We start from the raw sequence: 14,548 nt of genomic DNA, 5'->3' as shown, positions 1-14,548 counted from the left end.
GTGATCCGCAGATCACCTTGACCACTGACGGAACCGCTCCGGGATTGTGTGACGGCGGAACAGTGAACCTGGTATGGACAATAACCGACCTGTGTGATACAATCACCTTTGATGCCGACTTTATCTTAATACCTCCAGTAACTCCGGACTATACAGCTGCAGCAGATACAACAGCATACTCCTGTTCTTATGCCAACCAGGGCGAGTTGGATGCCGCGTTCAGTGCATGGCGCTCAGGAGTTGAGAATAATATTGGCTTTAGCAATGGTTGTGATCCGCAGATCACCTTGACCACTGACGGAACCGCTCCGGGATTGTGTGACGGCGGAACAGTGAACCTGGTATGGACAATAACCGACCTGTGTGATACAATCACCTTTGATGCCGACTTTATTGTTAACGTTCCGCCTGCGGTAGATATATCTTGTCCGACCGATCCGAACATCCCCGCATGTACATCCCAAACAGATATAGAGGCAGCATACAACGCCTGGATCGCCGGTTTCACCTTCTCTGGCGGTTGTAGCTCGACAGACAATGTTGACGAAATACCGGCACTGCCAGCTGATGCTTACGACAATGGAGCAGACCTTACATTTACTTATGTCGTGACAGACTTGTGTGATACGCTTAGTTGTACAGCGATATTTACCGTGGAGCCTGATACGGTTGCGCCAACTTTCACAGCGCAGCCTTACCAAAACTGTGTCGATCCACTGCATTGGGCAGTTTACGATGAGTTGAACCCAACTCCGGTTGCCGGGCATGTAGATCCGAATCTGAACAAGTCGCCGGTTGATTACCGAACCATGTATGCGGGAGATACCTTCCTGGATTTGACGGATCTGGCTGATAATTGCTGTGCTACAGATGAGCTGACAATTAACTGGAGAATTGACTTTGCAGATACACCAGATCCTATAACCGGAGCACCGGTTAGTCATCCTTCAATTAGTGGAACCGGACAACCTTCAACTTATGGCAGTGATATTCTGCTGTGGGGAGATGGTGTGACCTTCAATACAGTTTATCACACGATTACCTATTGGGTGGAAGACTGTCATGAGAATGTCTCAGAGGAAGTTGAAGAGACTATAACAATTAGACCACGGCCGAGAGCCGGAAAAATAGATTATTAAGATGAATAACAATAAAAAAACGGAGACTTAAGCCTATGGAAAATGTATTATACGAATATCAAACTTAAAAAAAAAACAATGCATTGCTCTGATCCAGTCCTGTGAGGACGATGTAAATGAATATAAACTTAAAATAATTAGAACGGAAAATTTTTATAAAACCATTTCTCAAATTCTAAAAGATAAGATTATGAAAAAGCAAATTTTATTTCTTGTTATGCTTGTAGCGGCTGTTTTAGCCGGTGTGGGTTCCTATGGCCAAGTTGGTCCAGCAGAGCCGTATCAAACAGTTCCAACTGCTGCTCCAGTTTGTCTTATTCCTACTCCTTTTTCTTCGGATACGCTATGTACTGCCGATGAATTGCATCCAGTTCAAGGAGAGGTATACACTTATACCATCTTGGCAGATGCAACTGATGACATTCGGTGGTTTGTTGTTAACAACAATGACGTGGTCTCGGATGGTGATAGTCTGGTTAGTAAAATCAGTGGTATTTTGCCTACGACTAATACAAATATTGATCCGGCTGATGGAAATGGTGATTACATTTTAAACCTCGGCACCACCTACAATAACTATAATTCCGGCACTGGTTCCGGAATTGGTAATACCACCATCGAGATTGCGTGGAAATTCTTTGATGGTATAACAGACCAGGTAATCCTTGTGGCTTATGTCGAAGGTGCTGATGGCTGTACCAACAATATTGCAGCCTATCGTATTATTCCACAGCCCGCATTTACCATTGATATCGCTTCTGTTCTTGAGAATGGAGCAAATCCCGCGGGACCGCTTGACGCTGCTAATTCAGAATGTATTTCACCGGTAGAGTCTGCTGTTTATTCAGGTAGTGGCATTACTCCAGATGGAACGTTGACCGTAGATTATGGCGAAAACTGGGTATTCTTTGTCGTAAACGGGGCTAATTATTTTGATTCATGGATGCCGGAATTCGAGATATCATACGCAGATGGTGCAACTCCTCCGACGGCAGAAGCCAGTTGGGCATACTTAGGTGATGCAACTAGTAGTGATCCAGCGGTCTGGAATACGTTGACGGGGACCTTAGGCGTTGGCAATACATGGACAAGTGCCAATCCTGTTATTGCAGGAGCTTCTTCAGCTAGTCCCGGAACGATTGGAGCTGGTGGTGTGCCGGCGCCCGGTGGCGAATGTATCGTTGTGCGAGTGAGATTAGATTGGGGTACTGACATTGAACATGACCTAGCTGACGGTACATTAACATTTGCTGCAAATGGAGTAGCATATGACGGGAGTGATAATTCTGGAGCTGGTACTTTCTATGATGATCGCGACAATTTTGAAGATCTGCATTATGCAACATGCGAACCTGATCTTTTCGTGAACGATGTAGTGGATTATATCATCACTCCAAGACCTCGGGCAGATGAAGTTACTCCTACTCCCGAAACGAAAACAGGAGAGGGTGTTAATTAATTGGAATGACGACGCTTTTTCATAACCAAGATATCCTCGTCCTGGTCCGGTTTTGGGCCGGGACAGAGGCTTCGGTTAACCGGAAAAAGCGGCAGGAACTGAATCGCACTCACTGCTTCCGAAAGATTCGGAAGGATACGTTAACAGAACACGCAAGCTAATAAAGTAAACAACGATGTTGTTTCCGACTGGCACACGCGAAAAGGGATTAATGACCGGCATAGCCGGAATGGGAAAGAACTGTCAGGATGGAAAGCAAAAGGGTAAAGTTAAAAGTCAAATACAGAGGAGGTGCTCTGGATACTTGAGCTCATATATAAGGCTGATGTACTATAGAATAAGACAGCTTGCTGGCAATTAAGGTTAACAGATACACATGAATTGAAATTGATACTAAAAACAACGAATGGACCTCCCGGATCCAGGAAATGGCTGAGACCGTCAAAAAAGGGAGCGCCACAAGGGCCATCCCAAGGTATTAGGCTGGGATTCGGTGATCAGGGGACAGTTATCGTAGCCGGTTATGTTGACCGAAACAGGAGAAATATGCCTTTAGTAGAATGGGAATGTGGGAAGTGTAAAAGTGAGAAAGAAATTGGTAAAGGAAACGGGGAGTTTTGCAATAAGGGGATTCATCCAGCAATTGAAGATTGTGAAAGAATTGGAAGGAAAAGGAACAAGATTAATCATTCGAAAATGGTCTAAGAGACAGTGTACATAAGAAGAAAATAGAAACTAAGACTTGCTCAAGAGATCAGATGAATGAGAACAGAGAAAAAGAAGAAATACAGTTAGTACAGAGAACAACAGGTTAGAGACGAAAAAAATATAAAACTAAATAAAGACTGATTAAAAGTATAAACAAGTAAAAAAGAAAAGGAGAACAAGCTTATGAAGCAAAGATCAAAACCAACATGAAATTAAATGCCGGCAAGAGGCAAATGAAAAGATCCCGTCCTGCCAGGACGTAACAATGCACACTTGAATTCTAACGACTTGTTTCCTTGGGAACGAGTCATGTAACGAGACCAATTAGTATGAATAAAATTTTTACAAGACCTTTTTTCTAACATTAAAAACGATTCATTATGAAAAAGCAATTTTTAATTCTAACCGTTTTTGTACTGGCTCTTTTTGCTGGTATAACCAACGGCTTTGGACAAGCACTCCCGGGTAGTACTACCCGAGGGATTATTTGTTCGGACGGGCCGCTAAACCCAATCCCGGGTAAGGAGTACATCTACAAGGCCACGTCGAATCAGGCTGGTTTCTACACCTTCTGGGCGACTCAGGATATGAATTTCATATCTACCGTGGGTGGAGTCACGAGCTCCAATATTAATACGATGTTGACTTCGCCTACAACGACCCCAACGGGTAGCGATCTTTTGGCGACAAGTGCCAACTATGGTTTGGATGCTGCCTCTGACAGCGTGGCTATTACGTGGTCGGACTCTATTCTGTCAGTGACATCAGACACCGTGCCAACATTCGTTGCTGTGATGCAGGATGGTGATTGTACCAATAATTTTGAAGCGTGGAAAATCGCGCCTATCAAAGCATTCATTGTCGATATTCAGAATATTGATCCGGTTGACTCAATTGCTTTAGGCTATGATTTGGCTGACAGTACCTGTTTTGATGAGGTACGAGGAGCAACCTACAATCCTGCATCGGGAGGAATTGAGTACGACTTTGGTACCCAGACCTTATTCTTTGAGGTTGTTGCAGCTAACTTCACGGGCTATTGGACACCTACTTTCACCCTTTCTGCACTGAATGCACCGCAAACGGCAACCATTGAATGGGATTATACGATGGACTTTGCCAGCCCCGATACCGTTCAGTCTGGTGTAGAAAGCACAACTAATGTGGTTACAAACGAGATGAATACCTCTAATGGTGTTTCCATTTTCGTCCGGGTTACGATCACTAACGATACCTGGGAAGGTTTGGTTGACGAAGATATCACGTTGACGGTTGATGGCGTGAACTCGGTCGGTGATTGGGATATTGAAAACAATACACTGACAGATCCTGGGCCATTGTGTAACGCAGGTGCTCTGAATGATCAAATGGATGCGGCCACTCAAACCCTGACTCCACGTCCGGATGTTCAGGAAGTGAGTCCGACTCCGCTTATTCCTGGAAACGAAACGAACTAGGAATTTTTGTTAATGCTTTTTCATAACCAAGATATCCTTGTCCCGATCCCAAAAGGTCGGGACAAGGAACTTCGGTAAAGAAAGAAAAAGCATAATGAGAATGTACTGGAGTGACTAACTGCTTCCGAATATTCGGGAGGATACGAGAAACAGAACACGCAACCTATAAATAAAACAGCTGATGTTGTTTTTCAAGGGTGTATGCGAAAAGACGAGCAACCGGCTGCGGCCGGGATGGGAGAGCTACACCCGGATGAAAGGTCAAAAGTGGGTTGCCAATATTCAAAGCAAAAGAAGCTGATGAGCTGTAATTGATCCATAGTGGCGAAAAATAAGAATGGACCTCCCTGGTATAACGACCAGGTGATGACACCGAACAAAGGAGCGCCTGCTGAATATTCTTCTCCGGTAGTAATGGATAAAACGGAGATCAGGTGGAGAGCGCTAGTAGCAGTAAAATTCTGCTGCATTGGGAAAGATACAGTCATTAAGCATTGTCAGAAAGTTGAAGAGGAACCGACAACTCTTTGGCAGATTGAAGAATAGATGCGATCGATTTGATCAAGGAAAAAAATAGTTGAGACCATGAATTTGATAAAACCAGAAAAGCTGAAAGAACACAGCAAGTTGGATTTTTCCAACTCAGGGAAATCATGGAATGGCAAACAAAAGAATAGTTAAAAGTAAATGAACCGATTTTGGTACCATATTAGAAAGCTGGCGCTGGTAATTATACCAGTCCTTCTGACTGTGGCTCCCGCCATGGCCCAGCTCACTGCGTACCAGGATCAGACAACAAAACTGAGCATTGATCCGATACCGGGCGATACTTATACCTGGGAATTGTACACCGACTCAACAGTCAATTTTGCAACGACCACCGGAAGTGTACCGGAAGATATGGCCGAATTTGTAAATGGCATTAGCACCGGTCCAAGTGTTGACGTAATCTGGCACGAACCGGGTACTTATTTCTACAAGGTAACTGCTGTAAATGCGATACAGTGTACCAACCACCTGAAAATCGGTAAGATTGTGATTCTTGAAACCGAGGATGAAATAATTCCACCAATTGCCATCGATGATTACTACGAAGTTGATTGCGATCCTTTGTATGCCAACATCACTGACAACGATGACTGGGATCCAAACTACAATATTATTGTGAGTCTTTTGGAATGGCCGACCTTAGGTAGCCTCGAGTGGGACGACCAGGGTGAAATAACTTATACGGCTTTCTTCCAGGTGTTCGGAACAGACTCTTTCGTCTATCAATTGTGCCTGGATACGGACGAAGAATTGTGTGACACGGCTACGGTATATGTGACCATCCCGGACGACTTGGATTGTTCGCAAATTCCAAATCCACATGAATTGCCGGATACAACCTGTCATTTCTTTATTCCGGAAGGATACTCTCCCAATGGAGATGGTGCGCATGATTACTTCGTGATTGATTGTATCGAACAATATCCGAATGCGAAACTGATGATCTTTGACAAACAGGGATACTTGTTGTATCAAAAAGAGCACTATGGTAACTCTGATTATTGGGGCAATAACGAAGCAGATATGTGGTGGGGCGGACAAACGACCAAACATCACCATAATCCTGATCATATGGTTGTTCCGGGCGTTTATTTATATATCTTAGACAAAGGGAATGGCGATTTAGCACGAGGCTTTGTAATGGTAGCTTACGGACTAGGCTCAATAGGAAATTAGGAATGAATAGTAGAGAGCAAACATATAAAATTATTAAAGGAGACTTTTTAAAAAAGGGAGTAATAGCAATTTGTATGCTAGTGTATAGCTTTTCTGTCTTTTCCCAAGTTGATCGAAGTCGTTCACATAAAATATATACAGAGCCGGTTTTTACGCAATACATGAACGGGATGCAAACCATTAACCCCGCTTATGCCGGTATGTGGGAGAAAGTTGGTGTTCAGGTTTTTACGCGTCGTTACTTTTTAGGGCAGGATGGAGCTCCACTGATGATGGCAGCAGCCTGGTATAAACCGATTAAAAATGATAATAATGGGATTGGCTTAAACATTACAGACGAACACATTGGATACGAGAATAAATTAACCGTTGCTGCCGACTATTCGTACCAGGTAAAACTGGACTGGAAAACCTTTTTGCGCTTAGGCTTGAAAGTCGGGTTCATCAATTACGATAACTTATTAACACGGTATGATTTAGATTGGGGAGTAGATGATCCGGATGAAGCGTTTGCAACTGATGTTCACCAACACATGATGTTGAAATGGGGAGTAGGGGCCTTGGTTTATACCCGAGATTATTATATCGGGCTATCCGTGCCGCAGATTATTTCAAATAAATTCCGGGCCGATGTGATTAACTTTTCTTCCCTGGCTGATGTTCGCTACGCCTATCTGTTAGGTGGTTACTTCTTTGGGCGGCAACGTCAAATTCGATTTAAACCCACCATTTTAGTTAAAGGAGCGATCGGTGAGCCATTGACTGCTGACATTGCTGCAAACTGGCTTTTCTACGATAAATTCTGGATTGGGGCCATGTATCGGACCAATAACACGGCCGCTGTTGTCACGCAATTTGTGATGATGAAAAATATGCGTTTTGGTTACGCCATGGAGTTTCCTTTTGGCCGCGAAATCTTCAAGTACCAACTGCAAACGCACGAAATCCGGGTGGTTTACGAATTCGACTTCTACCGCCGCCCTTATACCCGGAAACAATATTTTTAGTTTCAAGTTTCAAGTTCCAAGTTTCGAGTTCCAAGATGTGTACCGCAAAGGACGCAAAAGATGGATTATCGGATTACGGGATTGTTAGATTGCTGGATTTTGGAGAGAACAATTAATGACTAAAGTACGCAGCACTCAAGACTCGGTACTCGCTACTCATGACTTACTTCTCTGCGACTTCTCCGCGTTCTCTGCGGTTAAATTATTTGTGCTTCCGGTAGCTGATCGGGGTTTTGCCCGGAGGGCATCCAGCTTCATAGAAAACATGGACCTCGTAGATCCGTGCAATGTCGATTAATGTAAAAAGGTTTGGTTTCACACCCCTGCAGTCGCTCGCGGTGCTTTTCGCTACCCGATCCTGGTCTTGCCCGTATGGCTGGACAGATGGCTTCGCTGCGCTCGCATGACGTTTAGCGGTATGGGGAAAGCTCGCTCCCTGCGGTCGCTCGCGGTGCATTTCGATAGCCGACCGGAGTTTTGCCCGGAGGGCATCCAGCTTCATAGAAAACATGGACCTCCTAGATCCGTGCAATGTCGATTAATGTAAAAAGGTTTGGTTTCACACCCCTGCATTCGCTCGCGGTGCTTTTCGCTACCCGATCCTGGTCTTGCTCGCCTGGCTGGACAGATGGCTTCGCTGCGCTCGCCATGACGTTTGGTGGTGCGGGGGAAGCTCGCTCCCTGCGGTCGTTCGCGGTGCTTTTGGATAGCTGACCGGAGTTTTGCCCGGAGGGCATCAATGTTGCACAGCCCGATAAACTTGCCTTCCGGCGTTCCACCGCGTTAGCCAGGAAATGCTTATTGCTGCAAATCAAGCTTCTATGTCGCCTTGTCAAGCTTTCATGTAAGGGTGTAAATGGTCTTTGAGCGCATGCAGTAGCCGATATAAGCTTGTAAGTCTTCGATCTAACGTCGTAAGCTGCCATTGCTGCAGGTTAATGTCTTGTATAACGACAGCAATCTTCAATGCAACAATGTAAACTGTCATTGCTGCAGGTAAATGTCTTATGTGACGATTGCAATCTTCAATGCAATGATGTAAGCTGCCATTGCTGCAGGTAAATGTCTTATGTAACGACTGCAATCTTCGATGCAATGATGTAAACTGTCATTGCGGCAGTGTAAGCAACCAATGTATCAGGTTTACTCCTGCAATGTTCAAGGTGACAGGTTTAGCAGGCATTGTATGCTCTCACCTTTGTGTCGCCTGCTGTTTATTGCGGGCTTTTTGAGTCGACTTAAGAATCTTTCACTAGTTGGCCGAACTGATCTTCGCCCGGGGAATAACCGTGACAGTTGTGGAGACCTCGTCGCTGGTATTTCCGGAGCAGTCGGTTAGCCGGTAGTAAACGGTGTGGGTCAGCTCCAGGTCATTGGTGCTGTCGCCCGGAAAACGGAAATCGGAACCATACGTTGACGGTTGCCCGGTGTTGTAACCCGAGGCCGGTAATTGACTTCCATCGCTAAAAACCACCCGCCATTCGATGGTTCCGTCGCACCCGAGGCCGCAGTTATCCGTGAACGAGGACGGATTCAGGTCGAGCAGGCGGTTTCCTTTTTCGAAGGTTCCGTAGTCGGGGATGTTTTGCCTGGTGTAGGTAAATTCGATCAGGCGGTCCACACAAACTTCAACCGGATCGGGGGAGACAAATTCAGGGGGCTGTTGGTCAGTTACTGTTACGGTTTGCGTACACTGAGCGGATCCTGCGGCATTGGTTGCTGTCCATACGATCGTTGTCACCCCTTTTTTGAAGGTGTAAGGGGTGGGAATTGAACCGGTTCCGCTGGCTTCGGTCGCGCCCGTCATTTCCCAACTCCAGGTAATTCCGGTCCCGGCATTCACTTCGGGAAGACTGACCGTTACCGCCGCATCGCATTGGTTGGCGTCGGTGCTGACTGACACCGGATCGTTACAGTCGATTTCTGGTTTGGTATCGGACACGATGACCCGGAATGAACACTGCAGAAGCTCGCCTTTCAGGTTAACCGCCGTATAGGTGATGGTGGTGGTGCCAACCTTAAAGGTTGATGGAGATGGCACTAATCCGTCATCGGATCCGCTTGTGGCACCGGTCATCTCATAGTCAATGGCTTGGCAGAAGCTGTCGTATTCGGGAGCCGGAACCGTGACATTCGAAGCATAGTCCTGTCCTTCGTCGGCCAACACATAAATATCGTTCGGACAACTTAGTTCCGGGGCTTCGGGCTCGGGAACGGTCACTTTCACGGCAGTGGCTGCACAGCCATGTGAATCGGAAAGCACAACGACCGAGTACGTTCCTGCACCGAGGTTGGCAGCCGTCGATGTGGTTTGAGAGTTGGCTGCGGCATCCCAGATGAATTCGTAGGGCGGTGTTCCCCCGGTTGCTGTGATGGTGGCCGAACCGTCCGTTCCGCCGTAGCAGCCTGGCGCTGTAAAAACCGGCGGGTTAACGATGAAGGTTGATGGTTCGGAAAGCGTCACCGATTCGGTAACTGAACAGCCCGTTTTGTCGGTAATGGTCACGCTGTACGTTCCGGCACGCAGGCCAATAGCCGTTTGTGTGGTCTGTCCGTCATTCCAAAGATAGGCGTATGGAGCTTGTCCTCCGGCGACGGTGGCTGTAATTTGGCCATCGTTTCCGCCGTGACAAAGCGGGACTGTTAAGCTGAACGAGACTTCCAGCGGCTGATTGATCGTGATGGTCAGCTGATCACTTTTCACAGGGCAGGGGCCTCCGGGCGTATCGCTTGTCAATGTTAACGTTGCAAATCCGGCCGCTATTTCGGCCTCGCTTGGTGTATAGCTGGTAGTTAGTGTTTGTGCGTCGGGACCGAAGGTTCCGCTTCCTCCCGACCAGCTGCCGCTTGTAGCGCCTCCGGTAACCGATCCGGTGAGGCTCACCTGGGGACTGTTGTAGCAGACTTCCTGATCCGGTCCGGCATTCACCTCTACGGCCGGGAAGACCTTCAAACTAACCGATCCCGATTCGTTTGCGCAGCCGTAAGCATCGAAAGCCTGGACAGTATAAGTTCCGCTGTTAGCGGCAGTCACCTTGGAGAGCAGCGGGTTTTCCTCGGTTGAGCTGAAGCCGTTCGGGCCGGTCCATAAGAAGGTGATCGGTTCGCGCCCGTAACTGACATGGGCATAAAGCGAGATATCTCCGCCTTCGCAGGCATCACCCGATGAACTAGGAGCGACTTCGGCAGGACGGGGCGCTAAGGTCCCGAACGAGATATCGTCGAGGCCGAAGTCATTTTGCTGGTAACTGGTCTCCAGATCCCGGATCTGAACGACAGCTGTTGTGGCTGACCCCGAATTCCATTCGCCCCAGAAACGAAATTTATCGAGCCAGGGGTTTGTGTCAGAGTTGGTCCATTCATTCAAAAGAACATCGGTGCCAATTAATTGACCATTGATGCTGAACTGTAAGTGTGGGTTGTATCCCGTTTTGCTGATCAGGTAAATATTCATGGCCCAGGCAGAGAAATAGTAGGTTGTGTTCGCCTGAACCGCGATTGTTTGTTGCCACACCACTTTGCTGCTTTCGGTGCCATCTACAATCATATAGTAGCCGTCTCCACTGGTATGGTCATGGGCGCCCCGGAAGGAGCCGTAGTAAGGCCTGGAATCTTTGCCGATACCATAAAGTCCGCCGCCCAGCGAACCGGAGGGTTGTCTGAATCCGTAATCGGTATAAAAGGTCGTCCTGCCCGCTTCACCGAGTTCAAAATCGCCATTGACAACTAATTCGGTGGCTGTATTAAAGGAAGCGGTATTGCTGCAACCAAATTGATCGGTTCCGGTAACAAAAAAGTTTCCGGCAACGTCGACAGTGATGGAAGAGGTCGTTTCTCCCGTCATCCAAAGATAGGATGAAGCGCCCGAGGCCGTTAAAATAATCTTCCCGGGATCGGAGCAGTAATCGGCTTCAATGGTCACCCGGGGTGACTCCCGAACGATGACCGTAACTGTATCGCTTCTCAGGCAGCCGGTATCCGGATCGGTGTACCAGGCGATATAATCAGTCGTTTCTGTTGGGTAAACTTCGGTAGGATTGGCCTCAGTCGATGTAAATCCTGCCGGATCGGAGGTCCAGAACATTGCTGTTGCATTGCCTTCCCCGGTTAGGGTGACGTTGTCGATTGCCCAGTAATAGTCATCATTGGCTTCAAAATAGAAACGAACAAATAAGGCCGCCTGACCGACATAGCCATTCAGGGAAACGCTGTAATTGGCGAAATCGCTGCTGTTTCCTTTATCTGTTGTTAGTTCTTCTATTGTGGTCCAATTATTCTGATCAGTCGAGACTTGAATGCGGGGATGATCTGAATTTCCTCCGTTGCGATAATACTGCCAAAAGCTAAGTGTCAGCGAAGTATAGCCTGTCGTATTTATGGGCGGAGAAATTAATTCGGACCGGGTATTGTATTGATTGTCAGAATTGGCTAAAAAGAATTTGCTGTTATCATTTGAACGAAAGGTTTTTCCACTCCGGGAATAACTGTCGTCCCGGATCGTCCACGCGGCGTTTGAATTATTGTAAGTTGTTGTCCATCCATTTGGTCCGGACCGGTCTCCGCTGTTGCCGGAGTTGAAATCTTCAGCGATTAAGGTTTCCGGAAGCGGAGTACCCGCGTCTGATGATGAAAACAGAGTCACTCCTTCGCCGGGACAGATTGCCGTTTCGCTTGCCGATGCTGTGACTTTGGGAGCCGGAATGACAACAACATAAACCGGGTAGATAACGGGGTTTTCACAACCGTTGGAAATTAGGGTGTACAGGTAGGTGACGCCAATGGGGGACGATGTTGTATTGGTCAGGATCTCATTGGGATTTCCGGTTCCTGAGGATGACGGGTTGCTGATTCCCGGAACTGCGGCCCGTGTCCAGGGATAATCGGTTCCGGAAATATCGCTGGTCGGCGTGTACGAAAAGGTTGTGCCACTGCAAATATCAGGAGGCGTCAATGAGCTTGTCAGTTCCGGCGTTTTCGTCACGATGACGATAACTTCTTCGGTGTTTACACAGCCTTCAGTAGTCGTCAGCGTGTAGGTATAAGTAACCGGGATCGGATCATTGGTTGTATTTTCAAGGTATTCATCCGGGTTGGCGTTCCCGGTGGCTGCCGGATTTCGAATTCCGGCAATTAAATCCCTGGTCCAGTTGAATGTTGTGCCGGGAACCTGACTTGTCGGGTTGTAGGTGAATACTTCATTGCTACAGATTCCGGTCGGTCTGAGTCCTGAAGTCAATACCGGTTTCTCGAAAATGCGAACGATCACGCTTTCATTGACCGGGTGTGGGCAGCCGGTTTGGTCTTCAACAGTAATGAGTTCAAAGGTCAACTCGCCTGCATTGGCTGTTGGAACCGGGATGCTGATGGAATTCCCCGATGCCAATGTCACTGTTTGGTCCGTTCCGCCATTTACCCGGTAGGTGAAGGTGTAAGGGGCCTGTCCGTCGGTTGCTGAAAAAATGACTTCCGGCGAAGTCTCATCCTGGCAGTTGTTTGTCGTTTTGCTGATGGTGGCATGGACTTCAGGATAAACACGGACGGTTACGTCCAGGGAAGAGCCTTCACACCCGTTTTTACCGGAGGTAATCCGGTAAGTTACAGTTGCTTCTTCGGTACCGGTGTTGACCAGAGTTTGGACGATCATAGTGCCGTTGTCATTTGTCGCTCCGCTGATGCTCCCGGCAGGAGACATATCCTGCACTTCCCAGCTGAATGTTGCTCCTGCGGTGGTGCTGCTTAGTTTGATGTTCGTGGTCTCACCGGAACAAATCGTTTCGAGTATTTGAGATACTGACAGGTCTGCTTTTGGACTTACCGTTACCTGTACTGTTTCCGGAGTTCCGCTACACCCGTTTGCCCGGGGGGTGACGGTCAGGGTGGCAGACCCGGTCAGAGCTGTAAACGACGGGATTTGGGTGACGCCGGTTTTATCACCTAGCCCAATCGCCGCTCCTCCCGTAATGTCGAAAACAACATTGTCCGGTGTGCCGCTGAGTGGTATGACCGGAGTGTGCTCTCCCTGGCAAAACTCCGGAACATCCGCAACATCAACGGTTGCTCCGCTGGTCACTTCAATGACGATTTCGCCCGACACCGGATAGGCGCAATTGTTGGCATCGAGCACTGAGATCAATTCATAGTGATAAGTACCGGTGTTTGTTGTCGATTGGTACATGGTGATTTCGTCCGTAAACGGTTGCGACTGCAGTTCGAGCCCGCCATTCAGTTTGAAATTGGCGACATAAGGGGCCAGCCCCCCTGAAGCGGAAATCGTAAACGGAATTTTGTCGCTGTTTTGACAAGCGGTTGCGTTGCCACTAATGGATACCGATGGCGAAGGATTGCTGTTGCCAATCGTTATACTTAGGTTTTGCGTTTCATCAGCGTCAGCAACGGCAACTTCGTAGGTCCCGGCTGTCAGTCCGCTCAGGTCTTCAGTAGTTGCACCATTGGTCCAATTAATCGTCAGTATTGTTTCGGCATCAGCAATGGTCAAATCGATACTGCCATCCATCGCGCCGGGGCAACTTTCATCCGTACTCGTAAAATTCAAGGTCATGGAGCCCGTCACTCGCTCAGCAGAAGGAACGGATGCCGCTGCGGCTGCTTCATCTGAAGCAGCGCTATCAGTAACCGGGATGCCTGCTGTCTGTAATACTCCGGTAAGGAATACAACAGCCACGAGTACGGTTTTCTGTTGAAAAAGAAGTCTTTTTATATGATTCATGATCCCTCAAAATGTTTTGCGCACAATTAATTTTGCAGGCATTCCGGCTGTTCCGGGAGGACCGTGCCAGTTGAGGAATCTTGTTGAGTTTATTGAATACACGGCCATTCTTACAAATCATAATGTTTGAAGGTTGGGCATGCGACGACTATTCAGGTATGGCTGATAAGTTGTCTGTAACAAGCGTTTTCTTGTACTTGAATAAGTATTCAAGAGCCGCGTTGTCAATAATTAAAAATTAAGCGTCGATTGTGCAATCTCAATTTCCGCTTTCAAATTCCACTTTACTATTACTGTCCTACCAATTAATCTCGAAAAGAAGCAAT

General features: G+C 47.4%; 7 protein-coding genes. 6 read left to right on the top strand and 1 reads right to left on the bottom strand.

The window, feature by feature from the left end; genetic code table 11:
* The 6 genes from GJV22_RS05615 to GJV22_RS05590 all read left to right on the top strand — a co-directional run.
* Positions 1-1,139 (top strand): hypothetical protein (locus GJV22_RS05615; RefSeq protein WP_163709897.1); only part of this gene is annotated, 1,139 nt, incomplete at its 5' end.
* Between the two features lie 190 nt (positions 1,140-1,329).
* Entirely contained in the window at positions 1,330-2,598 is a 1,269-nt protein-coding gene (locus GJV22_RS05610; protein ID WP_163709895.1) for a hypothetical protein, read from the top strand.
* A gap of 1,088 nt (positions 2,599-3,686) precedes the next feature.
* Positions 3,687-4,763 (top strand): hypothetical protein, encoded by a 1,077-nt coding sequence (locus GJV22_RS05605; RefSeq protein ID WP_163709892.1) that lies wholly within the window; start codon positions 3,687-3,689, stop codon positions 4,761-4,763.
* A gap of 321 nt (positions 4,764-5,084) precedes the next feature.
* Entirely contained in the window at positions 5,085-5,309 is a 225-nt protein-coding gene (locus GJV22_RS05600) for a hypothetical protein (protein ID WP_163709890.1), read from the top strand.
* 141 nt (positions 5,310-5,450) lie between these two features.
* Positions 5,451-6,488 (top strand): T9SS type B sorting domain-containing protein, encoded by a 1,038-nt coding sequence (locus GJV22_RS05595; RefSeq protein ID WP_163709887.1) that lies wholly within the window; start codon positions 5,451-5,453, stop codon positions 6,486-6,488.
* Positions 6,489-6,562: 74 nt separating this feature from the next.
* Positions 6,563-7,495, top strand: a complete 933-nt coding sequence (locus tag GJV22_RS05590; protein ID WP_163709884.1) for a PorP/SprF family type IX secretion system membrane protein — start codon at positions 6,563-6,565, stop codon at positions 7,493-7,495.
* Positions 7,496-8,747: 1,252 nt separating this feature from the next.
* Here the strand turns inward: GJV22_RS05590 and GJV22_RS05585 are convergent.
* Positions 8,748-14,222 carry a SprB repeat-containing protein gene (locus tag GJV22_RS05585; protein WP_163709880.1) on the bottom strand — a complete coding sequence of 1,825 codons (5,475 nt, stop codon included), beginning with the start codon at positions 14,220-14,222 and terminating at the stop codon, positions 8,748-8,750.
* Positions 14,223-14,548 lie beyond the last annotated feature (326 nt).

The sequence above is a fragment of the Mangrovibacterium lignilyticum genome (assembly GCF_010882175.1).
Lineage (GTDB): Bacteria > Bacteroidota > Bacteroidia > Bacteroidales > Prolixibacteraceae > Mangrovibacterium > Mangrovibacterium lignilyticum.
The sequence above is the reverse complement of the archived record's forward strand: the minus strand, read 5'-3'. Positions and strand labels throughout refer to the sequence as shown.